We start from the raw sequence: 23,383 nt of genomic DNA on the forward strand, positions 1-23,383 counted from the left end.
CCACCGCCATCGGGGGCAAGCCCCCTCCCACACGGGTCCTGCGTCAGACACATAATGTATAAGCGCCGCTGAACCAATGTGGGAGGGGGCTTGCCCCGCGATTGCGGTGATTCAGTCAATCATCACTGACTGATCCACCGCATATTTCAGCCCTCTGGCCGACTATTAAGAAAAACACTCACCACTGTGTAATCACTACCATTGGCATGCCGATACAGGGTACTGCTGTGATAGTCGGATACATCCCCCGACACCGAAACCGTAATCGAACGGCTCTCGACATCAACTTTTACCGCCCCGTCACGCGTAACTAGAAACGGATTGGCATCTTTCAATAAAGCCAATATTTCACTATCGGTTCCCAAGGTGCGGTAAACGTAATATCGGTAACTGAACGGCACAGTGGCCCCTCCGCGATCATCCTTGACGCCATAGATCGAAGCGTCATCACTGATCGGCACGCGGAGTACAACCTCCGTCAATTGCGGACGGCCCGGCGAAAGCAGCCAATCACCAGCGATATACACCAAGCAAAGCGCCAGCAAGATCGTTGTGACCGTTGAATAAAGCGACTTTCTAGTAGTTCCTGAACCTGGCATACCTGATTCCTTTCTTGATCCAATATTGGTCGACTGGATCGTCACCGAAAGGCGCATCCCCCCACCAACGACCAAACTCGGGTTTATCCGTACCCGCCCTGGTTTGAGCAAGTCCCGCTGCACGTAAAAGCACTTCTTCGCTGAAACCCGCGGCAATCCCCACGGCGCCATAGTGAAAGTTTCCAAACGCTTCATATTCTTTGGAAATTTGCTTGTAGTCCCACGGGCCGCGATTGCGGACCTGAGTATAAAACCAAGAGTACATAAACGCTGAACCGGCTTTCAGTACATTCTTTTTATGAAAAGCGGTGGCCATATTTTCGTCAACCGATACACCAGGCGGGGGTATAGGGTTCGCCATTGCATGCTTCCTCTGCATTAGGTTTTTGCGCGGCAGAACCTAACACCGGATAGCCAAGATGATGAGCGAGGAGAAGAGCAAAAGAGGATTCGTACGAAGGAGTAAGACATGCCTTACACCACAGCCTCAAAGCAAGATACTTCCAAGTGCAATGAGGTTGCGGCAGCGTCAGTTCTGGCCTCATCGGGGGCAAGCCCCCTCCCACACTGATCCTGCGTCAGACACATAATGTATAAGCACTGCGGCCCCCATGTGGGAGGGGGCTTGCCCCCGATAGCGTCCTTCCAGACACATCCTGCCAAAAGCCTGCCCATCAACCTCCTGCTCGCCAATCTAGCCTCTCTAAGCACATCTAGAGAGGGCAAGGGAATGGCAGATTTACCCGCTTCACACCGCCTGCGCATCGGTCGATTCAGCGAACCCAACCGTATCTACCTCATCACCACCAACACCCACGAACGCATACCGATATTCAGCAATTTTCATCTCGCTCGCCTGGTGGTCTGGCAATTTCGGTTAGCCCAGTACCAAGGGCTGGCCAACTCCCTGGCATGGGTCATCATGCCGGACCATTTCCATTGGCTGCTTGAACTGAAAAAAGGCTCGCTGGCGGACTTGATGCGCCAGGTGAAGTCAAAAAGCACCAGGACCGTCAATGGCGTGAGTGGTCGCAAGGGCCGGCTCTGGCAAGAGAGCTTTCATGACCAGGCTCTGCGCAAGGAAGATGACTTGGTGAAAATGGCCCGGTATGTGGTGGCTAATCCATTGCGAGCGGGTCTGGTCGAGCGGATTGGCGACTACCCACTGTGGGATGCCATCTGGGTTTAACGTCATACACAGTTCAAATGTGGGAGGGGGCTTGCTCCCGATTGCGGTAGGTCAGTCAGCTTATCTGTAACTGATACACCGCTATCGGGAGCAAGCCCCCTCCCACATTTTTTCCGCATTTCAGGCGGCGAGTTTGCCGCTGGCGATGGCGGCTGAAGCGGCCACCATGGCCCGCAACAACACCGCACACCCCGCCGCCAGGTCATCCGGGGCGGCGTTCTCGATTTCGTTGTGGCTGATGCCCCCTTCACACGGCACAAAGATCATCCCCGCCGGCCCCAACTCGGCGACGAAAATCGCGTCGTGCCCTGCCCCGCTGACGATGTCCATGTTCGACAAGCCCAGCCCATTGGCCGCATCGCGCACGGCGTCCACACAGCCTTTGTCGAAGTACAGCGGCGGGAAGTCAGCCGTGGGTTCCATTTCAAAACTCAGCCCATGCCTGGCACAGGTCTCGTCGATTACCTTGCGCACCTGGGCAATCATCGAATCCAACCGTGCCGGTTCCAAGTGCCGGAAGTCCAGGGTCATGCGCACTTCGCCAGGAATGACGTTGCGTGAACCGGGATACGCCTGCAGGCAACCGACGGTCCCGCACGCATGGGGCTGGTGCCCCAAGGCCGCCGCATTGACCGCCGCCACCACCGCCGCCGCGCCTACCAGGGCGTCCTTGCGCAGGTGCATCGGCGTCGGCCCCGCATGGGCCTCGACACCGCGCAGTTTCAGGTCGAACCACTTCTGCCCGAGGGCGCCGAGCACCACGCCGATGGTCTTTTTCTCATCCTCCAGAATCGGCCCTTGTTCGATATGCGCCTCGAAATACGCACCGACCTTGTGCCCACTCTCAGGACGGGTTCCCGCGTAGCCGATCGCATTCAGCGCATCACCCACGCTGACCCCGTCCGCATCGACCTTGGCCAGGGTATCCGCCAGGGTGAATTTCCTGGCAAACACACCCGAGCCCATCATGCACGGCGGGAAGCGCGAGCCTTCCTCGTTGGTCCACACCACCACTTCCAAGGGCGCCTCGGTTTCGATCTTGAGGTCATTGAGCGTACGCAGCACCTCCACTCCCGCCAGCACGCCAAAGCAGCCATCGAACTTGCCACCTGTGGGCTGGGTATCGATATGGCTGCCGGTCATCACCGGCGGCAGGTCGGGATTACGCCCAGGGCGGCGCGCGAAGATATTGCCGATGCCGTCGACGGTCACGGTGCAACCGGCGTCTTCGCACCACTGCACAAACAGGTCGCGGGCCTTGCGGTCGAGGTCGGTGAGGGCCAGGCGGCACACGCCGCCCTTGGGGGTGGCGCCGAGTTTGGCCAGGTCCATCAGCGACTGCCACAAGCGGTCGCGGTTGATGTGCTGGTGGGTCGATTGCAGAACGTCAAGGGCAGCGTTCATGGGGATCTCCTCAGGCGTGTATTTCTTATGAATTGACAACCACCGGGCTGGCTCCACGCCTGGCATTCAGGCCGTAATACAACAACCCGCCCAACGCCGAACCGGTAAACCAGCCGTAGCTGTAGAACCAGCTGAACGCATCACTGCCCAGGGACAGCAAGGTCAGCACCACCGGCACACCGAAGGCGATAAAACCGCTCCAGTTCCACGCCGGGTACACGTCGTCGCGGTAGAGGCCGGCCAGGTCCAGTTGTTGTTTGCGGGTGATGAAGTAGTCCACCACCATGATCCCGGCAATCGGCCCCAACAGGCTCGAATAGCCCAGCAACCAGTTGGAATACACGGTTTCCAGGCTCACATCCGAGACGATCAGGCCGAGTTTTTTCAGCAGTTCGTGGCCCATCAACGCCAAGCCCACCAACCCGGTGAGGATCACCGCCGTGGTGCGGTTGATCAGCTTGGGCGCGATGTTCTGGAAGTCGTTGGTGGGCGAGACGATATTCGCGGCGGTGTTGGTGGACAACGTGGCGACGATGATCAGCGCCATGGCCACGGCCACCCACACCGGGCTCTGGATATGGCCGATCAGGGTCACTGGGTCGGATACGCTGACGCCCACCAGTTTCACCGAGGCGGCGGTCATGATCACGCCGAGGGCGGCGAACAGGAACATGGTCAGCGGCAGGCCGAAAATCTGCCCGAGGATCTGGTCCTTCTGGCTTTTGGCGTAGCGGCTGAAGTCGGGAATATTCAGCGACAAGGTGGCCCAGAACCCCACCATCGCGGTAAGGCCGGCCATGAAGTAACCGGTCAGGCTCGCGCCTTCGGGCCGCTTGGGCGGGATTGCCATCAACTCGCTGATCGACACGTTGGGCATCGCCCATACCAGCAGGCCGATGCCCACCGCCACCAGCAACGGCGCCGAGAGGGTTTCCAGACGCTTGATCGACTCGGCACCGCGCAGCACCACCCACAGATTCAGGCACCAGAAAATCATGAAGCCGATCACTTCACCGGTGCCGCCGAGGGACTTCCATCCCTCGAAAATCGAGCCCAGGAACAGATGGATCGCCAGCCCGCCGAACATGGTCTGGATCCCGAACCAGCCGCAGGCCACCAATGCCCGAATCAAACACGGCACGTTGGAACCGAGGATGCCGAAGGACGAACGCAGCAACACCGGAAACGGAATGCCGTACTTGGTGCCGGGGAAAGCGTTGAGGGTCAGCGGGATCAGCACCACGATATTGGCCAGCAAGATCGCCATCAGCGCCTCACCCACCGACAGGCCGAAATACGCGGTGAGCACACCGCCCAGGGTGTAGGTGGGCACGCAGATCGACATGCCGACCCACAGCGCGGTGATGTGCCACTTGTTCCAGGTGCGTTCGTGCACCTTGGTCGGTGCCATGTCGTGGTTGTAGCGAGGGCTGTCGAGGACGTCGGGGCCGGCGTCGAGTTCGTACAGGCCGTTGCGCTCAATGACTTGCGATCTGTTCTGTTGCATGGCCGCTCCACGGTTTTTTCGAATTATTGTTGCTCACCCCGCGCTGAACGCAGGGTGGCCGGAGTACCTCGTAAACAACATGACATCACGGGCCCGGCCAGCTACCACTGCACTCAATAACCGTGCCGACAACTGCCCTTGAACCCGCACCGCTTATATAACTGGCTGATGTTAATCAGCTTTCCGATTGTGCCTACGGTACTTGCCGCGTGACTCAGGCTAAATAACGCGCAAGTTATCCGAACTGTCAGGACTCAATCTGGTGCACCACAATTATTTTTATTTACCGACCCCGTCAAGAGGCATCTCTCAAGCGTCTGATTTGCAATAAGAAATGTTGCTCATATTGAGAACCTGTCAAGTGCGTCAAAATGGTGAGAGGCCGCTGCATTTTGGTGATTTTGTATTTTTTACCTTATAAATCAACAATTTAAATTCAATATAAGCTTATAAAAAATCTTCTTGCCCAATCGAAAAACTCGGACTAGTTTCTATTCCTGTCACCGATGACAGGAATTAACCGACCATCGGCGCGTAGCCATACAACACTTAGAACTGGCACAAGCCGGTCAAGCCTGTGAGGAACTCGACATGTCGCTGTTGATCCGTGGCGCCACCGTTATTACCCATGATGAAAGTTACCGCGCCGATGTTTTATGCGCAGGCGGTCTGATTCGCGCCATTGGCACGGACCTGGATATCCCCGCCGGCACTGAACAACTCGACGGCAGCGGCCAATATTTGATGCCCGGCGGCATCGACCCCCATACCCATATGCAACTGCCCTTCATGGGCACGGTGGCCAGTGAAGATTTTTTCAGCGGCACGGCGGCGGGTCTGGCCGGAGGCACCACGTCGATTATCGACTTCGTGATTCCCAACCCGCAGCAATCGTTGATGGAAGCGTTCCATCAGTGGCGGGGCTGGGCGGAAAAATCCGCGGCCGACTACGGCTTCCACGTGGCGATCACCTGGTGGAGCGAGCAGGTGCGCGAGGAAATGGCCGAGCTGGTCAGCCACCACGGCATCAACAGCTTCAAGCATTTCATGGCCTACAAGAACGCGATCATGGCGGCCGACGACACCCTGGTGGCCAGCTTCGAACGCTGCCTGGAACTCGGCGCCGTACCCACCGTGCATGCGGAAAACGGCGAGCTGGTGTACCACCTGCAACGCAAGCTGATGGCCCAGGGCATCACCGGGCCGGAAGCGCACCCGCTGTCGCGCCCGTCCCAGGTGGAAGGCGAAGCGGCCAGCCGCGCTATCCGTATCGCCGAGACCATCGGCACGCCGCTGTACCTGGTGCACGTCTCCACCCGGGAAGCGCTGGATGAAATCACCTACGCCCGGGGCAAGGGCCAGGCGGTCTACGGCGAAGTGCTCGCCGGCCACCTGCTGCTGGACGACAGCGTCTACCAGCACCCCGACTGGCAAACCGCCGCCGGCTATGTGATGAGCCCGCCGTTCCGCCCGCGCGGGCATCAGGAAGCGCTGTGGCATGGCCTGCAATCCGGCAACCTGCACACCACCGCCACCGACCACTGCTGCTTCTGCGCCGAGCAAAAAGCCGTCGGGCGTGACGACTTCAGCAAGATCCCCAACGGCACCGCCGGTATCGAAGACCGCATGGCGCTGCTGTGGCACGAAGGGGTCAACAGCGGACGCCTGTCGATGCAGGAATTCGTCGCGCTGACCTCCACCAACACCGCGAAGATCTTCAACCTCTACCCGCGCAAAGGCGCGATCCGCGTGGGTGCGGATGCCGACCTGGTGCTGTGGGATCCCGAAGGCACGCGGACCATTTCCGCCAAGACTCACCATCAGAAGGTGGACTTCAACATCTTCGAAGGCAAGACCGTGCGCGGCGTGCCGAGCCACACCATCAGCCAGGGCAAGCTGGTCTGGGCCGATGGCGACCTGCGCGCCGAACGTGGCGCCGGGCGCTATGTGGAACGGCCGGCGTATCCGTCGGTGTTCGAGCAGTTGAGCAAGCGGGCGGAGCATTCCAGGCCGGTTGCTGTGAAGCGCTGAGACCGCTATCGGGGGCAAGCCCCCTCCCACACTTGACCGCATTCATTCAGATACAACTCGGTCGAATGTGGGAGGGGGCTTGCCCCCGATGAGGCCAGTACAGGCAACAAAAATGCCCACTTAGAGGCAATCCAAAAAAACCGTGAGGCCCACACCGTGATCCAGACCCTGACCCACCTCCCCCATCCCCATGAAGACGGCGCCACCCTCGCCAGCCATTTCACCGACCTGGCGCCGCCGCTCAACGCGCGCCAGGCCCAACTGGAAGCCTCGCGCTGCCTCTATTGCTACGACGCCCCTTGCGTGACCGCATGCCCCAGCGAAATCGACATCCCGTCGTTCATCCGCAATATCCACACCGACAACGTCCAGGGCGCAGCGCAGAAAATCCTCTCGGCCAACATCCTTGGCGGCAGCTGCGCGCGGGTCTGCCCGACGGAGATCCTCTGCCAGCAAGCCTGCGTGCGTAACAACGCCGAAGAATGCGCGCCGGTGCTGATCGGTCTGTTGCAACGCTACGCCATCGATAACGCCCACTTCAGCGAACACCCGTTCCAGCGTGCCGCCCCCACCGGCAAACGCATCGCCGTGGTCGGCGCAGGTCCCGCAGGGCTGGCCTGCGCCCATCGCGCCGCTGTGCACGGGCACGACGTGGTGATCTTCGAAGCGCAGGAAAAGGCCGGTGGCCTGAATGAATACGGAATCGCCAAGTACAAGCTGGTCGACGACTTCGCCCAGAAGGAACTGGATTTCCTCCTGCAGATCGGCGGCATCGAAATGCGCCACGGCCAGCGCCTGGGCGACAACCTCACCCTGAGCGAACTGCACCAGCAATTCGATTCGGTGTTCCTTGGCCTGGGCCTGGCGGCCAGCAAGCAACTCGGCTTACCCCATGAGGACGCACCCGGCCTGCTCGCCGCCACCGACTATATCCGCGAACTGCGCCAGGCCGATGACCTGAGCCAACTGCCCCTGGCCGACCGCTGCATCGTGCTCGGCGCCGGCAATACCGCCATCGACATGGCTGTGCAAATGGCCCGGCTCGGTGCCCGTGATGTGAACCTCGTCTACCGCCGTGGCCTGGCCGACATGGGCGCCACCCACCATGAGCAGGACATCGCCAAGGCCAATCAGGTGCGCCTGCTGACCTGGGCCCAACCCGAAGCAGTCCTGCTCGACGACCAGGGCCACGTACGCGGCATGCGCTTCTCCCGCACCCGCCTGGAAAACGGCCGCCTGCAATCCACCGGAGAAACCTTCGAACTGGCCGCCGATGCCATCTTCAAGGCCATCGGCCAGGGCTTCGACAACGACGCCTTGCACGATCCCCTGGCGCAACAACTGCATCGCGTCGGCGAGCGTATTTTCGTCGACGAACAGCTGCGCACCAGCATCCCCGGGGTCTACGCCGGCGGTGACTGCGTCAGCCTCGGCCAGGACCTCACCGTGCAGGCGGTGCAACACGGCAAGCTGGCCGCCGAAGCCATGCACGCCCAACTCATGCTGAATGTGGAGGCTGCGTAATGGCCGATCTCTCGATTGTGTTTGCCGGTATCAAGGCCCCCAACCCGTTCTGGCTGGCCTCCGCGCCGCCCACCGACAAAGCCTACAACGTGGTCCGCGCATTTGAAGCGGGCTGGGGCGGCGTGGTGTGGAAGACCCTGGGTGAAGACCCGGCGGCGGTCAATGTGTCATCGCGCTACTCGGCGCACTACGGCGCCAACCGTGAAGTGCTGGGCATCAACAATATCGAACTGATCACCGACCGCTCCCTGGAGATCAACCTGCGGGAAATCACCCAGGTCAAAAAAGACTGGCCCGACCGCGCGCTGATCGTGTCGCTGATGGTGCCCTGCGTAGAGGAGTCCTGGAAAAACATCCTGCCCCTGGTGGAAGCCACCGGCTGCGACGGTATCGAGCTGAACTTCGGCTGCCCCCACGGCATGCCCGAACGCGGCATGGGCGCGGCGGTGGGCCAGGTGCCGGAATACGTGGAACAGGTGACGCGCTGGTGCAAGACCTATTGCTCGCTGCCGGTGATCGTCAAGCTCACGCCGAATATCACCGACATCCGCGTGGCGGCGCGGGCGGCGTATCGCGGCGGTGCGGACGCGGTGTCGCTGATCAACACCATCAACTCCATCACCAGCGTGGACCTGGAACGCATGGTCGCCCTGCCGATGGTCGGCACCCAGAGTACCCACGGCGGATACTGCGGTTCGGCGGTCAAGCCGATTGCCCTGAACATGGTTGCCGAAATCGCCCGTGACCCACAGACCCAGGGCCTACCGATCTGCGGGATCGGCGGCATCGACAACTGGCGCGACGCCGCGGAATTCGTCGCCCTCGGTTGCGGCGCGGTGCAGGTGTGCACGGCGGCGATGCTGCATGGTTTTCGCATCGTGGAAGAGATGAAGGATGGGCTGTCGCGGTGGATGGACAGCCAGGGCTACACCAGCCTGCAAGAATTTTCCGGGCGTGCGGTGGGCAACACCACGGACTGGAAGTACCTGGACATCAACTACCAGGTGATCGCCAGGATCGACCAGGCGGCGTGCATTGGCTGTGGGCGTTGCCATATTGCCTGTGAGGACACCTCGCACCAGGCCATCGCCAGTCTGAAACAGGCGGACGGCACGCATAAATACGAAGTGATCGATGACGAGTGCGTGGGCTGCAACCTGTGCCAGATCACCTGCCCGGTGGCGGATTGCATCGAGATGGTACCGATCGACACGGGCAAGCCGTTTTTGAATTGGACGCAGGATCCGAGGAATCCCTATCGAGAGGCGGTGTAGTCCTTCAGGCCACTATCGGGGGCCCCCTCCCACACCACACATCAAATGTGGGAGGGGCTTGCCCCCGATGAGGCCCTAAGCCCCACCACAGTACTCAAGGCTCCAACCCAATCCCACGCAAAATCACACTGGTCACCGTCTGGATCGCCTTCTCGAACTGCATATCCGACAACGGCTGGTGATCATTCAAAATCTTCACCTGGTGATCAAAGTCGGCATAGTGCTGGGTCGACGCCCAGATCATGTACAGCAGGCTCGACGGCTCCACCGGCAGGATGCGTTTGTCTTCCACCCACTGGCGAATTTTCGCTTCCTTCATCTTGGCCCAGTCGTACAGGCTCTCATCCAGGGCCTCACCGAGTGTGGGCGCACCGTGGATGATCTCGTTGGCCCAGACCTTGGAACCATAAGGCCGCGTGCGCGAGCGTTGCATCTTGGCGCGGATGTAACTGCTGAGCACCACCCGAGGGTCATCGAAGGTCTCGAAGCTGAGGGCGTCCTGCTTCCACACTTCCAGCAGGTCGAACAGCACCGCGCTGTACAGCTCGCTCTTGGTGGTGAAGTAGTAATGCAGGTTGGAGCGCGGCAGTTGTACTTCTTCGGCGATATCGGCCATGGCGGTGCTGCCGTAGCCCTTTTCGGCGAAGATCTTCTCCGCCGCCAGCAGGATTTTCTCGACGTTGACCCGGCGAATTCCGCTCTTGTGATTGCCCATAAGGGCTCCCTGACAAAGACATGCCCCAAAGACTACCACCGCTCTAGATCGGGGCGACAGGCGCAGTCGAAACTTCGTACACTGCCCGCTCCTAACCATTGATGGGTATTGCACAATGTTGATCAAGAAAACCCTGACCACTGTCGCCCTGCTCGCCTCCCTGCTGGGTGCCTCCGCAGCATTTGCCCATGCTCATCTCAAAAGCGCCACGCCTGCGGCGGACAGCAGCGTCACCGCGCCCCAAGACCTGCGCCTGACCTTCAGCGAAGGCGTCGAAGCCACCTTCACCAAGGTGTCCCTGAGCAAGGACGGCATCGAAATCGCCATCAAAGGCCTGGAAACCCCGGACGCCGACAAGAAAACCCTGGTGGTGACACCGGCCGCCCCACTTGCGGCGGGCACCTACAAGGTGGTGTGGAATGCGGTGTCGGTGGACACCCACAAGAGCAGCGGTGAATACAGCTTCAAGGTCGGCCAATAACCCATGGCAACGCTGCTGGTGCTGTGCCGGTTTGTGCATTTCATCGTCGTGCTGTTGATGTTCGGGGCCTGTGTATTCAGGCCCTGGCTTCTCGGCGCTGCAGCGCAGCCCATGCTCGACCGGCAATTGCTGCGCATCACCCGTGGGCTGGCATGGACGGCCCTCGCGTCGGGGCTGATCTGGCTGGGGTTGATTACCGCCAGCATGGCCGGTTCATGGCCGGCGGCACTGGAACTGTCGACCGTGCAGTTGGTGCTGGGCAAGACCTTTTTTGGCCAGGTGTGGACCTGGCACCTGATCGTCAATGGCTTGGTGGTCATCGCCCTGATAACCCCGTGGAAAACCCCGCGCCTGCCATTGCTCACACTGCTGCTGATGACCCTCGCCCCGGTCGGCCATGGCGCCATGCTCGACGGGCTGAGCGGGCAGTTGTTGATCCTCAACCAGGTGGTGCACCTGATATGCGTCGGCGCATGGCTGGGTGGGTTACTGCTGCTGGTATTGATCCTCAGGCAGTCACACCGTGTTGAGCTGGCGCCTGTCCTGCGTCGTTTCAGCGGCGTGGGTTATGGCCTGGTCAGCGGCCTGCTGGTGACCGGCCTGATCAATGTGCGCGTACTTACCGGGCAGCTGTGGCCCACGCCGTTGTTCAGTGGTTTTGCCCTGATTCTGTTGATCAAGGTGATGCTGGTGCTGGGCATGTTGGCCCTGGCATTGTTGAACCGGTTGCGCCTGGATAACGGCGAACAGCGGCTGGGCAGCTTGAAGGCCAGCGTAATGCTGGAATGGCTGCTCGGTGTTTGTGCAGTCGCGGCCGTTTCACTCCTTGGCACTTTGCCGCCGATGGCCCTGGCGGGCTGAATGTGGAAGGGGCAAGTCGAATCGTCGCACCGCCCCTCCCACATTGACCCTGTGCGCTCTGGATCAACCCTCACCTAGTCATCGTACAACTTCTGCTTGACACCCCACGAAAACCCCGCAAATATCCGCCCTAATGTTGTACGACGACGTATAACAAATAATAAAAACAACAAATGAAAGGGAGCGTCACTGTGAGTCCATTCGCCCGCAATTCGTCCGCGCGTCTCAGTGTTATCGGCCTGTTTACCCTGCCCCTCCTCGCCCATGCCGACGGTTTCGTCGATGATGCCAAGGCCACGCTCAACCTGCGCAACGCCTACTTCAACCGCAACTTCACCAACCCGAGCAACCCCCAGGGCAAGGCCGAAGAGTGGACGCAGAGTTTTATTCTCGACGCCAAGTCCGGCTTCACCCAGGGCACCGTGGGGTTCGGCATCGATGTGCTGGGGCTGTATTCCCAGAAGCTCGATGGCGGCAAAGGCACCGGCGGTACCCAACTGTTGCCGATCCACGACGACGGCCGTCCCGCCGACAACTTCGGGCGCCTGGGCGTGGCGCTGAAAACCAGGCTGTCGAAGACCGAACTGAAGGTCGGCGAGTGGATGCCGGTGCTGCCGATCCTGCGCTCCGACGATGGCCGCTCGCTGCCACAGACCTTTCGCGGCGGCCAGGTGACGTCCAGCGAAATCGCCGGCCTGACCCTCTACGGCGGCCAGTTTCGCGGCAACAGCCCGCGCAACGACGCGAGCATGGAAGACATGTTCATGAACGGCAAAGCCGCGTTCACCTCCGATCGCTTCAACTTCGGCGGCGGCGAATACACCTTCAACGACAAGCGCACCCAGGTCGGCGTGTGGTACGCCGAGCTGGCCGATATCTACCAGCAGCAGTACTTCAACCTGACCCACAGCCAGCCCGTGGGCGACTGGACCCTGGGGGCCAACCTCGGTTTCTTCAACGGCAAGGAAGACGGCAGCGCCCTGGCCGGCGACCTCGACAACAAGACCGTGTTCGCCCTGCTCTCGGCCAAATACGGCGGCAACACCTTCTATGTGGGCCTGCAAAAACTCACCGGCGACAGCGTGTGGATGCGCGTCAACGGCACCAGTGGCGGCACCCTGGCCAACGACAGCTACAACGCCAGCTACGACAACGCCAAGGAAAAATCCTGGCAGGTGCGGCATGACTTCAACTTCGTGGTACTCGGCGTGCCGGGACTGACCCTGATGAACCGCTATATCAGCGGCAGTAACGTACATACCGGGGCGATCACCGATGGCAAGGAATGGGGGCGCGAATCGGAACTGGCCTACACCGTGCAGAGCGGTGCGTTGAAGAACCTCAACGTTAAGTGGCGGAATTCCACCATGCGTCGGGATTTCAGCACCAACGAGTTCGACGAAAACCGGATCTTTATCAGCTATCCAATCTCCCTGCTGTAGAACCTAGTCTCCCAGCCCCGGAAAATCCCCTGTGGGAGGTGGCTTGCTCCCGATGGCGGTGGGTCAGTAACAGATGCATTCACTGGCACGCCCTCATCGAGGGCAAGCCCCCTCCCACATTTGAATCTCACTCGTCTGGAAGAACGTTGACAACCTGGGGGATCCCTAACAATACTTCGGTATAGTCATACGACAACCTACAACAAAAATTTGGAATCCCCATGACCACGACCACCCCCGCTCCCTTCAACCGCCTGCTGCTCACCGGTGCCGCCGGCGGCCTCGGCAAAGTCCTGCGCGAACGCCTGCGTCCCTACACCCAGGTGCTGCGCCTGTCGGACATCGCCAGCATGGCCCCGCCGGTGGATGCCTCGGAAGAAGTCCAGCCCTGCGACCTCGCCGACAAACAAGCGGTGCACCACCTGGTGGAAGGCGTCGACGCCATCCTGCACTTCGGCGGTGTATCGGTGGAGCGTCCGTTTGAAGAAATCCTCGGCGCCAATATCAGCGGCACCTTCCATATCTACGAAGCCGCGCGCCGCCATGGGGTAAAACGTGTGATCTTCGCCAGTTCCAACCATGTGATCGGCTTTTACAAGCAGACCGAAACCATCGACGCCCACTCCCCACGCCGCCCCGACAGCTACTACGGCCTGTCCAAGTCCTACGGCGAAGACATGGCGAGCTTCTACTTCGACCGCTACGGCATCGAGACCGTGAGCATCCGTATCGGCTCCTCGTTCCCGGAACCGCAGAACCGCCGGATGATGCACACCTGGCTGAGCTTCGACGACCTGACCCAACTGCTGGAACGCGCGCTGTATACGCCGAACGTCGGCCACACCGTGGTCTACGGCATGTCGGATAACCTCGACACCTGGTGGGACAACCGCTACGCCGCGCACCTGGGCTACGCCCCGAAAGACAGCTCCGAAGTCTTCCGCGCCCAGGTCGAAACCCAGCCACCGGTGGCCGCCGATGACCCGGCCAAGGTCTATCAGGGTGGGGCGTTCTGCGCCGCCGGGCCGTTCGGTGACTGAGTTCACACCAACCCAAGGGAATGAGTGGCCATGACTGCTGAATTGATCGTCGACGCCCGCAATGCCGTGGGCGAATGCCCGGTGTGGGTGCCCGAGGAAAACGCCCTGTACTGGGTGGATATCCCCAACGGCGGCCTGCAAAAATGGAGCGCCGCCAGCGGCCACGTTGCCGCCTGGAAAGCCCCGCAGATGCTCGCCTGCATTGCCCGCACCACGGCGGGCAACTGGGTCGCCGGGATGGAAACCGGCTTCTTCCAACTCACACCGCACAACGACGCCAGCCTCGATACCACGCCGTTGGCCAGTGTCGAGCATCCACGCCCGGACATGCGCCTGAACGACGGCCGTTGCGACCGCCAGGGCCGTTTCTGGGCCGGCAGCATGGTGCTGAACATGGGCGCGAATGCGGCCGAAGGTATCCTCTATCGCTATGCATCGGGTTCAGCCCCCCACGCCCAGCTGGACGGTTTTATCACCCTCAACGGCCTGGCCTTCAGCCCCGATGGCCGCACGATGTATGCCTCGGATTCGCACCCGCTGGTGCAGCAGATCTGGGCCTTCGACTACGACATCGACACCGGCACGCCGTCCAACCGTCGCGTGTTCGTCGACATGCACAACTTCCTCGGCCGCCCCGACGGCGCCGCCGTGGACGCAGATGGCTGCTACTGGATCTGCGCCAACGACGCTGGCCTGATCCACCGCTTCACCCCCGACGGGCGCCTGGACCGCTCCCTCACCGTACCGGTGAAAAAACCCACCATGTGCGCCTTCGGCGGCAGCCGCCTGGATACTCTGTTTGTCACCTCGATCCGTGACGACCAGAGTGAACAGTCAGTGTCCGGCGGCGTGTTCGCCCTCAACCCCGGTGTCACCGGATTGCCGGAGCCCCGCTTCATCCTCTAGCTGCATCGCTGTGCCTTGAATACAACAATAACAACACAGGAGTGACCTCCCATGGACTTCAAACGCACCTTGCTCGCCGCCGCAGTCTTTACCCTCAGCAGCGCCGCCCACGCGCTGGAAATCAAATTCGCCGACATCCACCCCGCCGGCTACCCCACCGTCGTCGCCGAAGAAAACATGGGCAAGGCCCTGACCAAGGAAAGCAACGGCGAACTGACCTTCAAGTACTTCCCCGGCGGCGTATTGGGCTCCGAGAAGGAAGTGGTCGAACAGGCCCAGGTCGGCGCCGTGCAGATGACCCGCGTCAGCCTCGGCATCGTCGGGCCGGTAGTACCGGACGTGAACGTGTTCAACCTACCGTTCGTGTTCCGCGACCAGGCGCATATGCGCAAGGTCATCGATGGCGAGATCGGCGATGAGATCCTCGCCAAGATCACCGACTCCGAGTTCGGCCTGGTGGCCCTGGCCTGGATGGACGGCGGCACACGCAACCTCTACACCAAGAAGCCGGTGCGCAGGATCGAAGACCTCAAGGGCATGAAGATCCGCGTGCAAGGCAACCCGCTGTTCATCGATGCCTTCAACGCGATGGGCGCCAACGGCATTGCCATGGACACCGGCGAGATCTTCAGCGCCTTGCAGACGGGGGTGATCGACGGCGCGGAGAACAACCCGCCGACCTTGCTGGAACACAATCACTTCCAGAATGCCAAGTACTACACCCTCACCGAGCACCTGATCCTGCCCGAGCCCATCGTGATGTCGAAAATCACCTGGAACAAGCTCACCCCGGCGCAACAGGTCATGGTCAAAAACGCCGCCAAGGCCGCCCAGGCCGATGAGCGCGCGCTGTGGGACGCCAAGTCCGCCAGCAGTGAGGAAAAACTCAAAAAGGCCGGCGTCGAGTTCATCACCGTCGACAAAAAGCCCTTCTATGACGCCACCGCAGCGGTTCGCGCCAAGTACGGCGCGCCTTACGCCGACATCATCGCGCGCATCGACGCCGTTCAATAACCTCTCCTGCCTCTCGCAAAAGGCCCGGCGCGGTCTGCACCGCCGCGCCCGGTTACGGTGAACGCCATGAAGAATCTACTGCTGCGCATCAACGACCGCATCTACATGACCTGCATCTGGGTCGCCGGCCTTTCGGTTCTCGGCGTCGCGCTGATCATTCCCTGGGGCATCTTCGCCCGCTACGTCCTCGGCACCGGCTCCAGCTGGCCGGAGCCCACCGCCATCCTGCTGATGCTGGTGTTCACCTTTATCGGTGCCGCCGCCAGCTACCGCGCCGGCGCGCATATGTCGGTGGCCATGGTCACGGACCGCCTGCCGCCCGCCCAGCGCCGCATCGTCGGCATCCTGTCACAACTGTTGATGGGCACCATCTGCCTGTTCATGGCGATCTGGGGCACCAAGCTGTGCCTGTCCACCTGGAACCAGTTCATGAGCGCCATCCCGACCCTGCGCGTGGGCATCACCTATATGCCGATCCCGATTGGCGGGTTGCTGACCCTGATCTTCGTGGTGGAAAAACTCCTGCTCGGAGACCAGAGCAACCGGCGCGTGGTGCGCTTCGACCTGGTGGAAGAAAGCGAAGGGGCTGCCTGATATGGACGCATTGATTCTGCTGGGCAGCTTTATCGCCTTGATCCTGATCGGCATGCCGGTGGCCTACGCCCTGGGCTTGTCGGCGCTGATTGGCGCATGGTGGATCGACATCCCGTTCCAGGCCCTGATGATTCAGGTCGCAGGCGGGGTGAACAAGTTTTCGCTGATGGCGATACCGTTCTTCGTGCTGGCGGGGGCGATCATGGCCGAGGGCGGCATGTCGCGCCGGCTGGTGGCGTTTGCCGGGGTGCTGGTGGGGTTTGTGCGCGGTGGCCTGTCGCTGGTGAACATCATGGCCTCGACGTTCTTTGGCGCCATCTCCGGCTCGTCGGTGGCCGACACCGCCTCGGTGGGCTCGGTGCTGATCCCGGAAATGGAGCGCCGTGGCTACCCACGGGAATTTGCCACCGCCGTCACCGTCAGCGGTTCGGTGCAGGCGCTGCTGACCCCGCCCAGCCATAACTCGGTGCTCTACTCCCTGGCGGCGGGCGGCACGGTGTCCATCGCCTCGCTGTTCATGGCCGGCGTGGTGCCCGGCTTGCTGATGAGCGCGTGCCTGATGGTGCTGTGCCTGATCTTCGCGAAAAAACGCAACTACCCCAAGGGCGAAGTGATCCCGCTCAAGCAGGCGCTGAAAATCTGCGCCGACGCGCTCTGGGGCCTGATGGCCATGGTGATCATCCTCGGCGGCATCCTCTCGGGCATCTTCACCGCCACCGAGTCCGCCGCGATTGCCGTGTTGTGGGCATTCTTCGTGACCATGTTCATCTACCGCGACTACAAGTGGAGCGAGCTGCCCAAGCTGATGCACCGCACGGTGCGCACCATTTCCATCGTGATGATCCTGATCGCCTTCGCGGCCAGCTTCGGCTACATCATGACCCTGATGCAGATCCCGGCGAAGATCACCACGCTGTTCCTGACCCTGTCGGACAACCGCTACGTGATCCTGATGTGCATCAACGCCATGCTGCTGTTGCTCGGCACAGTGATGGACATGGCGCCGCTGATCCTGATCCTCACGCCCATCCTGCTGCCGGTAATCCTCGGTATCGGCGTCGACCCGGTGCACTTCGGCATGATCATGCTGGTCAACCTCGGCATTGGCTTGATTACGCCGCCGGTGGGCGCGGTGCTGTTCGTGGGCGCGGCGGTGGGCAAGGTGAGTATCGAGAAGACCGTGAAGGCGCTACTGCCGTTTTATGCCGTGCTGTTCCTGGTGCTGATGGCGGTGACGTACATTCCGGCGCTGTCGTTGTGGCTGCCGAGCGTGGTGCTGTGATGATCGAACTCGAAGATAACCTGACCCACCTCACCGTGAATCCGGCCGTGGGCGGCAGCCTGGTCAACTGGACGGTGCGCGCCACCGGCCAGCCGTTGTTGCGCCATAACGATGAGCAGGCGATCCATACCGGTTTGCCGGGCAAGCTGGGGTGCTATCCATTGGTGCCCTGGTCCAACCGTATTGCCCACGGCGGTTTCGACAACCCCGACGGTTGGCTCGCGCTCACGCCCAACAGCCTCACCGATCCGCTGCCGATCCATGGCTCGGCCTGGCAACAGGCGTGGCAGGTGGTCAGCCACACGGCGGATGAAGTGGTGCTGGAGGTACTGTGCGAGACGCCGTTTGCCTATCGCGCCGAGCAGCGGATTCGCTTGAGCGATGGGATGCTGAGTATCGAGCTGCGGGTGACGCACCTGGCCGAAACAGCCGCATGGCATGGCGTGGGCTTGCATCCTTACTTTCCGCGCCGGCCGGGTACCCGGTTGCAGGCCAGGGCCGCACAGGTGTGGATGAGTGACGCATCCAAGCTGCCGACGGGGTTGGCGCCGGTGCCGGGCGAGTGGGATTTCCAGGCATTGAAACCTCTGCCCGAAGGCCTGGTGGACAATGGCTTCTGCCAGTGGGATGGCTATTGCCGGATCGAACAGCCGGACCTGGGCTATACACTGGAATGCCAGGCCAGCGGGGCCGATTACTTCCTGCTGTACTGCCCGCCGGGGCTGGGGTTCTTTTGCATCGAGCCGGTGAGCCATCCGGTGAATGCTCATCACCTGGCGGGACGGCCGGGCCTGAAACTGCTGGAACACAATCAATCGGTCCAACTCAATTTCAACCTGAAATACATTCAACATGTGGGAGGGGGGCTTGCCCCCGATGGCGGCCTGACAGCCGACCAGGATGTTGGCGTGGAATGAGTACATATCCGTTGCCGCGGTAACGGCCACTTAGGGTTTCGCTCTTACAGCGACTCACTTTTGAACAGCGCAAAAGTAAGCAAAACGCTTCGCCCCACCACTCGGCACCTCGCCCAGGCTCGGTGTGCCCGTAATCCGAGAGTGATGTCAGGGTGGAGAGTTTTTCAGCCGCCCAGCCGTGTCGATACTCACCACAACCGACAACCCCGGCCGCAACCGTTCGCTCTCAGCCTGATCCGGGTCCACCGTAATCCTGACCGGCACGCGCTGGGCAATCTTCACAAAGTTGCCCGTCGCGTTGTCCGCCTGCAACAGGCTGAACTCCGAGCCCGTGGCTGGGGAGATATGCTGCACCGTGCCGTGAAACCTGCGGTGGTTGAGCGCATCCACGGTGAAGGTCACCGGCTGGCCGACCTGCACATTGTCCATCTGGGTTTCCTTCATGTTGGCGATCACCCACAGCTGCTTCGGCACCAGCGCCATCAACTGCGCGCCGGAGTTGACGTAGGCCCCCAGGCGCACGCCAATCTGCCCCAACTGCCCGTCACGGGGCGCCGTAATGCGGGTGTTGGACAGGTCGATCCGCGCCAGCTCCACCGCCGCCTCGGCACTGGCCACCGCCGCTTCCAGGGAGCCGCGATTGACGATCACCGTCTGCAAATCCTGCCGCGCAATTTCCAGGCTGGCCTGGGCCTGGGCCACCGCCGCGATGGTCTGGGCATTGGCGGCGCGGGTCACGTCCAGCTCGCGCCGGGACACCGAACCGTCGCTGATCAGCTCTTCGTTGCGGCGCAAGTCGGCAGTGCTTTTGCGCGCCTGGGCCTGGCTGTCCACCAGTGCGGCCTGGCGCAGCTTGATCGTCGCTTCGGCACTGTTGCGTTGCTGCACCACATTGGCCAGCGCGGCCTTCTGCACCGCCAGTTGCGCCAGGGCCTGGTCGAGGCGTTGCTTGTAGATGCGGTCATCCAGGCGCACCAGCAGGTCGCCGGCCTTGACGTACTGGAAGTCCTGCACCGGCACCTCGAACACATAGCCGCTGAGCTGCGGGCCGATGATGGTCACCTGGCCGCGCACCAGGGCGTTCTCGGTGGTTTCCACCGCGCTGCTGAACGGCGGCAATTGCCAGGCATACAGCACGATCAGCACGCCGACGATGGCAATCGCGGCAAAGCCCAGGGACGAGAGAATGCGCACGCGCAATGAGCGCGGCTCGGTGACCGTGGCGCCGGGCGGCGTGGTGCCTTCCGGGGTGGCGGCGATGGCGTTGGTGGTCGTGGTGGTCGGTTCGGTCATGAAGTAGCGCCGCTGGGTTGAACGGGAGTGGCTGTTTTAGTGGTGCTCATCAGCCACAGACTGCGGATAAAGATCCAGATCATGGTCAGGATCGCGATAATCGCGATCAGCATGAACACATCGTTGTAGGCCATGACATTGGCCTCGCGGGTCGCCGCCGTGGCCAGGCTGCGGATGCCCATGAGGTTACGCAGTTCCGGGTCGGCGACGATGCCGCCATAGGCCGAGCCGCCGCTCTGCACCCGCGCGGCCACACGCGGGTCAAGCAAGGTCAGATGCTCGACAATCATGCTGGAATGATACTTCTCGCGCACGATCTGGAAGGTCCCGAGCAAAGCCGCGCCGATCAGGCCGCCGAGGTTCTGGCAGATCCCGAACATCACCGAAAAGCTCACCAGGTTACGCGGGTTGGCCAGCACGTTTTTGGTCCCCAGCACCATGGTCGGCCCCAGGAAGAAGGTGCCACCGAAGCCTAGCAGGAACTGACTGATGTACAGGTTCTGCGGACGCGTGAGGTTGCTGGAGAAACTGTCCATCACCGAGCCGGTGGCCATCAGCGCCAGGGAAATCACCAGCGGCATCAGCAGGTGCGCCGGGTTGATCGTCAGCGCACTGACCGCCAGCCCGCTGATCGCGCCGGCCAGCATCACCACGTACAGCGTATGCATCTGCTGGTAGCTCATGTTCAGCATCTGCATGAACCCCACCGCACCGGTGGACTGCTCCGACAGCACCATGCGAATCAGGATCACCGCCAACGCCAGGCGGATCATGGTGCCGCTGCCCAGCCAGCGGGTCATCAGCATCGGGTTGGCGCGGTTATGCTCGATGGCCAGGCCGGCCATGATCAGCACCAGGGAACAGGCCGAGGCCACGCCGATCCACGGCGCTTCCAGCCACCAGTCGATACGCCCCAGGGACAGCACCGCACACAGCAGCGCGACACCGCTGGCGAGAATGGCGAAGGTGACGAAGTCGAGTTTTTCAAAGGTCTTGAAGCGGTCGCCGGGGGGCAGTTTGAGCAGGAATACACAACCCAGGCAGATCAGCGCCAGGCCCAGTTCGAACAGGTAAAGCCCGCGCCATTCGGCGATCTGCAGCAGGTCCTCGGAGAACAGCCGCGCCAGGGGCAACGCCAACTGCGCCGTACCCAGCCCCAGCACCAGGGATTTCAACCGCCACTTGGCCGGGAACGCCTGGATCATGTAGTACAAGCCCAACGAACTCAGCGCCGCGCCGACCATGCCGTGGGCGGCCCGTACGGCGATGGCCGAGTTGAGGTCGTTGACGAACAAGTGGCCGAAGGTCACCAGCGCGTAGAGCACCAGGAACACCTCGGTAAACGCGCGCAGGCCGAATTGCTGGCGGAACTTCACCAGCAGCAGGTTCATGCACACGTTGGTCATCACATAGGCGGCGGGCAGCCAGGCCATTTCCGCGGTGGTCGCACCGAGGGCGCCTTGCAGGTATTGCAGGTTGGCGATGACCAGCGCGTTGCCCAGGCCACCGGTGATTGCCACCAGCACGCCGACCATCGCGAACAGCCAGCGCTTGTGCGTCGGATGCAGCGGCGTCGACGGCGAGCCCGGCAGGCTCGGGCGCTCGTGGGGTTCCCAGGGGCGGGGGGTGTATTTGTCCATTCGATGACCTAGATGAGCCGACGGGTGACGTCGGTAAAACCACTACTCAGAGTAGTAAACCTGAGCGGGGTTCATCTTGCCATCTTGGGCGCATCGGTCAGCGCCCATCTTGCCACTCATGCGCTGCTTTCTTTACTCGATGGCAGGGATGCCATTATCTCAGCGCGGCACGTTTCCAATATTTCATCCGCCAGGGCCGAGTCATCCGGACACGCCCGCGACAGCATGACCGCACCGATTGCATGGGCCAGCAGGTCGATCATTTTCGCGCGGACCTCTTGCCTGGGCACATCCACACCCGCCGTGTACTTGTCCTCGAGTGCTGCCAGCGTGTTTTCAACGCCACTGGCAAAGGTTGCCTTCAGATCATCTGACTGACGGGCCGCGTCACCACACAAGGCTGCCATGGTGCAGCCCTCTCCCCTGCCGTCTCTGTGATCCCTGGACACGTACAGGTTCACAAAGCCCGGAATGTCCAGATCGGAGCTATTCGACAGGGACTTTGCCAGGCTATTTTCCGCTGCTTCGGCCATCAAGTCGGCCTTGGAGCCGAAGTGTTTGTAGAAGCCTCCCTGGGTAAAACCCGCAGTAGCCATGAGTTCTGCCACACCCACACCGTCATAGCCACGCTCACGAAACAGCTCTGACGCCGTCTCCACAATATGAGCTCGGTTGGCGAGTGATTGTGTCTTGGTGATCTTCATTTCGCGCCCCTGGGACTCCTGAACAATGGCCTGACTATACTCTGATGTCGATCACAATCAAAACTGTTGACATCTTTGATTATGATCGACATCATAAAACCACCAGCCCATGTCTCTGCGGCTGTGCGGCGCGGGTCGCCGTCTCTGATCATCCTGAACAATCTAGAGCATCTACTTATGAGCACCCCAGAAACCGTACTGATTACCGGCGCCTCAACAGGCATTGGCGCGACCTACGCCGAGCGTTTTGCCCAACGTGGGCACAATCTCGTGCTGGTAGCCCGCGATAAAGGCCGGCTGGACGCACTGGCCTCGCAGCTGCGTGAGAAACACGCGGTGTCCATTGACGTGATCCAGGCCGACCTGACTCAAACCGGTGACTTGGTCCGCGTCGAAGCACGCCTGCGTGACGACGCCAGTATCGGCATCCTGGTGAACAATGCGGGCGCCGCCCTCTCCGGCAGCTTCATCGAGCAATCCATCGACAGCGTTACCAACCTGGTCGCGCTCAACACCACCGCCCTGGTGCGACTCGCCAGCGCCATCGCGCCACGCCTGGTACACGCCGGTAACGGCGCGATCATCAACATTGGCTCGGTGGTGGGGCTGGCACCGGAATTCGGCATGAGCGTCTACGGCGCAACCAAGGCGTTCGTGCTGTTTCTATCCCAAGGGCTGAGCCTCGAACTCTCGCCCAAGGGCGTCTACGTGCAAGCCGTTCTTCCAGCCGCCACCCGCACGGAGATCTGGGATCGCGCAGGCATCGACATCAATACCCTGAGCGAAATCATGAGCGTGGACGAGTTGGTCGATGCTGCGCTGGTCGGTTTTGATCGTCGCGAGCCGGTGACCATTCCGCCATTGCAAGACGCCGCCCGCTGGGATGCCCTGCAAGCCGCCCGCCAGGGTTTGCTGTCAGAGATTCGCCAGTCGGTCGTCGCCGAGCGCTATCAAGCCAAGGCGTGA

General features: G+C 61.4%; 22 protein-coding genes. 14 read left to right on the forward strand and 8 right to left on the reverse strand.

Going from position 1 to position 23,383, the window contains the following annotated elements; all coding sequences use genetic code 11:
- Nucleotides 1–146 precede the first annotated feature (146 nt).
- Nucleotides 147–599 carry a hypothetical protein gene (locus BLQ09_RS00125; RefSeq protein ID WP_081744437.1) on the reverse strand — a complete coding sequence of 151 codons (453 nt, stop codon included), beginning with the start codon at nt 597–599 and terminating at the stop codon, nt 147–149.
- Nucleotides 577–960: a polymorphic toxin type 44 domain-containing protein gene (locus BLQ09_RS00130; RefSeq protein ID WP_027606234.1), complete on the reverse strand. Its 384-nt coding sequence runs from the start codon at nt 958–960 to the stop codon at nt 577–579. Before BLQ09_RS00130 ends, BLQ09_RS00125 begins: the two co-directional genes overlap by 23 nt.
- A 369-nt stretch (nt 961–1,329) precedes the next feature.
- Between BLQ09_RS00130 and BLQ09_RS00140 the strand changes: the two genes are divergently transcribed.
- Nucleotides 1,330–1,788 (forward strand): REP-associated tyrosine transposase, encoded by a 459-nt coding sequence (locus BLQ09_RS00140; RefSeq protein WP_027606233.1) that lies wholly within the window; start codon nt 1,330–1,332, stop codon nt 1,786–1,788.
- A 120-nt stretch (nt 1,789–1,908) separates the two neighbouring features.
- Here BLQ09_RS00140 and BLQ09_RS00145 read toward each other — a convergent pair whose 3' ends face one another.
- Nucleotides 1,909–3,192, reverse strand: coding sequence for a Zn-dependent hydrolase (locus tag BLQ09_RS00145; protein WP_092354617.1), 1,284 nt, complete (start codon nt 3,190–3,192; stop codon nt 1,909–1,911).
- Nucleotides 3,193–3,217: 25 nt separating this feature from the next.
- Complete coding sequence (locus tag BLQ09_RS00150) at nt 3,218–4,699, reverse strand: NCS1 family nucleobase:cation symporter-1 (protein WP_065940162.1); 1,482 nt, start codon at nt 4,697–4,699, stop codon at nt 3,218–3,220.
- A gap of 591 nt (nt 4,700–5,290) precedes the next feature.
- Between BLQ09_RS00150 and hydA the strand changes: the two genes are divergently transcribed.
- From hydA to preA, 3 genes are all read left to right on the forward strand, one after another.
- Nucleotides 5,291–6,730 (forward strand): dihydropyrimidinase, encoded by a 1,440-nt coding sequence (hydA, locus tag BLQ09_RS00155; protein ID WP_027606230.1) that lies wholly within the window; start codon nt 5,291–5,293, stop codon nt 6,728–6,730.
- Between the two features lie 156 nt (nt 6,731–6,886).
- On the forward strand, nt 6,887–8,254 hold the full coding sequence (locus BLQ09_RS00160) for an NAD(P)-dependent oxidoreductase (RefSeq protein ID WP_092354620.1): 1,368 nt from the start codon (nt 6,887–6,889) through the stop codon (nt 8,252–8,254).
- Nucleotides 8,254–9,528, forward strand: coding sequence for an NAD-dependent dihydropyrimidine dehydrogenase subunit PreA (preA, locus tag BLQ09_RS00165; RefSeq protein ID WP_027606228.1), 1,275 nt, complete (start codon nt 8,254–8,256; stop codon nt 9,526–9,528). Before BLQ09_RS00160 ends, preA begins: the two co-directional genes overlap by 1 nt.
- A 94-nt stretch (nt 9,529–9,622) precedes the next feature.
- On the opposite strand, the gene BLQ09_RS00170 is transcribed toward preA, so the two are convergent.
- Nucleotides 9,623–10,243 (reverse strand): TetR/AcrR family transcriptional regulator, encoded by a 621-nt coding sequence (locus BLQ09_RS00170; RefSeq protein WP_027606227.1) that lies wholly within the window; start codon nt 10,241–10,243, stop codon nt 9,623–9,625.
- Nucleotides 10,244–10,358: 115 nt separating this feature from the next.
- On the opposite strand from BLQ09_RS00170, the gene copC reads away from it, so the two are divergent.
- The 9 genes from copC (at nt 10,359) to BLQ09_RS00215 (ending at nt 18,780) form a co-directional block, all read left to right on the forward strand.
- Nucleotides 10,359–10,724, forward strand: coding sequence for a copper homeostasis periplasmic binding protein CopC (gene copC, locus BLQ09_RS00175; protein WP_027606226.1), 366 nt, complete (start codon nt 10,359–10,361; stop codon nt 10,722–10,724).
- A gap of 3 nt (nt 10,725–10,727) precedes the next feature.
- Nucleotides 10,728–11,585 carry a copper homeostasis membrane protein CopD gene (gene copD / locus BLQ09_RS00180; RefSeq protein ID WP_092354623.1) on the forward strand — a complete coding sequence of 286 codons (858 nt, stop codon included), beginning with the start codon at nt 10,728–10,730 and terminating at the stop codon, nt 11,583–11,585.
- Between the two features lie 191 nt (nt 11,586–11,776).
- Entirely contained in the window at nt 11,777–13,027 is a 1,251-nt protein-coding gene (locus BLQ09_RS00185) for an OprD family porin (RefSeq protein ID WP_027606224.1), read from the forward strand.
- A 221-nt stretch (nt 13,028–13,248) separates the two neighbouring features.
- Nucleotides 13,249–14,067, forward strand: a complete 819-nt coding sequence (locus BLQ09_RS00190; RefSeq protein ID WP_092354626.1) for an NAD-dependent epimerase/dehydratase family protein — start codon at nt 13,249–13,251, stop codon at nt 14,065–14,067.
- A 30-nt stretch (nt 14,068–14,097) separates the two neighbouring features.
- A complete protein-coding gene (locus BLQ09_RS00195) occupies nt 14,098–14,973 on the forward strand; it encodes an SMP-30/gluconolactonase/LRE family protein (RefSeq protein ID WP_092354629.1) in 876 nt (291 codons plus the stop codon).
- A 51-nt stretch (nt 14,974–15,024) separates the two neighbouring features.
- Entirely contained in the window at nt 15,025–15,987 is a 963-nt protein-coding gene (locus tag BLQ09_RS00200) for a TRAP transporter substrate-binding protein (RefSeq protein ID WP_027606221.1), read from the forward strand.
- A gap of 66 nt (nt 15,988–16,053) precedes the next feature.
- A complete protein-coding gene (locus BLQ09_RS00205) occupies nt 16,054–16,581 on the forward strand; it encodes a TRAP transporter small permease (protein WP_027606220.1) in 528 nt (175 codons plus the stop codon).
- A gap of 1 nt (nt 16,582) precedes the next feature.
- Nucleotides 16,583–17,863 carry a TRAP transporter large permease gene (locus BLQ09_RS00210; protein ID WP_065940170.1) on the forward strand — a complete coding sequence of 427 codons (1,281 nt, stop codon included), beginning with the start codon at nt 16,583–16,585 and terminating at the stop codon, nt 17,861–17,863.
- Entirely contained in the window at nt 17,863–18,780 is a 918-nt protein-coding gene (locus BLQ09_RS00215; RefSeq protein WP_051429363.1) for an aldose 1-epimerase, read from the forward strand. The genes BLQ09_RS00210 and BLQ09_RS00215 overlap by 1 nt, the downstream gene beginning before the upstream one ends.
- Before the next feature lie 147 nt (nt 18,781–18,927).
- On the opposite strand, the gene BLQ09_RS00220 is transcribed toward BLQ09_RS00215, so the two are convergent.
- The 3 genes from BLQ09_RS00220 to BLQ09_RS00230 all read right to left on the reverse strand — a co-directional run bounded on the left by BLQ09_RS00220 (nt 18,928) and on the right by BLQ09_RS00230 (nt 22,417).
- Nucleotides 18,928–20,073, reverse strand: a complete 1,146-nt coding sequence (locus BLQ09_RS00220; RefSeq protein ID WP_027606218.1) for an HlyD family secretion protein — start codon at nt 20,071–20,073, stop codon at nt 18,928–18,930.
- Nucleotides 20,070–21,713, reverse strand: a complete 1,644-nt coding sequence (locus BLQ09_RS00225; protein ID WP_027606217.1) for an MFS transporter — start codon at nt 21,711–21,713, stop codon at nt 20,070–20,072. Before BLQ09_RS00225 ends, BLQ09_RS00220 begins: the two co-directional genes overlap by 4 nt.
- 116 nt (nt 21,714–21,829) lie before the next feature.
- Nucleotides 21,830–22,417 (reverse strand): TetR/AcrR family transcriptional regulator, encoded by a 588-nt coding sequence (locus BLQ09_RS00230; RefSeq protein WP_065926999.1) that lies wholly within the window; start codon nt 22,415–22,417, stop codon nt 21,830–21,832.
- Between the two features lie 177 nt (nt 22,418–22,594).
- Here BLQ09_RS00230 and BLQ09_RS00235 point away from each other — a divergent pair, with 177 nt between their 5' ends.
- On the forward strand, nt 22,595–23,383 hold the full coding sequence (locus BLQ09_RS00235) for an SDR family NAD(P)-dependent oxidoreductase (RefSeq protein ID WP_092354632.1): 789 nt from the start codon (nt 22,595–22,597) through the stop codon (nt 23,381–23,383).

This window comes from Pseudomonas sp. NFACC25, from assembly GCF_900100935.1.
In the GTDB taxonomy this organism is placed as follows: domain Bacteria; phylum Pseudomonadota; class Gammaproteobacteria; order Pseudomonadales; family Pseudomonadaceae; genus Aquipseudomonas; species Aquipseudomonas marginalis.

Coding starts and splice junctions, on each gene's coding strand:
- BLQ09_RS00220 (WP_027606218.1), bottom strand. CDS start 20,073: ATGACCGAACCGACCACCACGACCACCAACGCCATCGCCGCCACCCCG.
- BLQ09_RS00195 (WP_092354629.1), top strand. CDS start 14,098: ATGACTGCTGAATTGATCGTCGACGCCCGCAATGCCGTGGGCGAATGC.
- preA (WP_027606228.1), top strand. CDS start 8,254: ATGGCCGATCTCTCGATTGTGTTTGCCGGTATCAAGGCCCCCAACCCG.
- copD (WP_092354623.1), top strand. CDS start 10,728: ATGGCAACGCTGCTGGTGCTGTGCCGGTTTGTGCATTTCATCGTCGTG.
- BLQ09_RS00205 (WP_027606220.1), top strand. CDS start 16,054: ATGAAGAATCTACTGCTGCGCATCAACGACCGCATCTACATGACCTGC.
- hydA (WP_027606230.1), top strand. CDS start 5,291: ATGTCGCTGTTGATCCGTGGCGCCACCGTTATTACCCATGATGAAAGT.
- BLQ09_RS00235 (WP_092354632.1), top strand. CDS start 22,595: ATGAGCACCCCAGAAACCGTACTGATTACCGGCGCCTCAACAGGCATT.
- BLQ09_RS00170 (WP_027606227.1), bottom strand. CDS start 10,243: ATGGGCAATCACAAGAGCGGAATTCGCCGGGTCAACGTCGAGAAAATC.
- BLQ09_RS00130 (WP_027606234.1), bottom strand. CDS start 960: ATGGCGAACCCTATACCCCCGCCTGGTGTATCGGTTGACGAAAATATG.
- BLQ09_RS00125 (WP_081744437.1), bottom strand. CDS start 599: ATGCCAGGTTCAGGAACTACTAGAAAGTCGCTTTATTCAACGGTCACA.
- BLQ09_RS00225 (WP_027606217.1), bottom strand. CDS start 21,713: ATGGACAAATACACCCCCCGCCCCTGGGAACCCCACGAGCGCCCGAGC.
- copC (WP_027606226.1), top strand. CDS start 10,359: ATGTTGATCAAGAAAACCCTGACCACTGTCGCCCTGCTCGCCTCCCTG.
- BLQ09_RS00200 (WP_027606221.1), top strand. CDS start 15,025: ATGGACTTCAAACGCACCTTGCTCGCCGCCGCAGTCTTTACCCTCAGC.
- BLQ09_RS00150 (WP_065940162.1), bottom strand. CDS start 4,699: ATGCAACAGAACAGATCGCAAGTCATTGAGCGCAACGGCCTGTACGAA.
- BLQ09_RS00230 (WP_065926999.1), bottom strand. CDS start 22,417: ATGAAGATCACCAAGACACAATCACTCGCCAACCGAGCTCATATTGTG.
- BLQ09_RS00215 (WP_051429363.1), top strand. CDS start 17,863: ATGATCGAACTCGAAGATAACCTGACCCACCTCACCGTGAATCCGGCC.
- BLQ09_RS00145 (WP_092354617.1), bottom strand. CDS start 3,192: ATGAACGCTGCCCTTGACGTTCTGCAATCGACCCACCAGCACATCAAC.
- BLQ09_RS00210 (WP_065940170.1), top strand. CDS start 16,583: ATGGACGCATTGATTCTGCTGGGCAGCTTTATCGCCTTGATCCTGATC.
- BLQ09_RS00190 (WP_092354626.1), top strand. CDS start 13,249: ATGACCACGACCACCCCCGCTCCCTTCAACCGCCTGCTGCTCACCGGT.
- BLQ09_RS00140 (WP_027606233.1), top strand. CDS start 1,330: ATGGCAGATTTACCCGCTTCACACCGCCTGCGCATCGGTCGATTCAGC.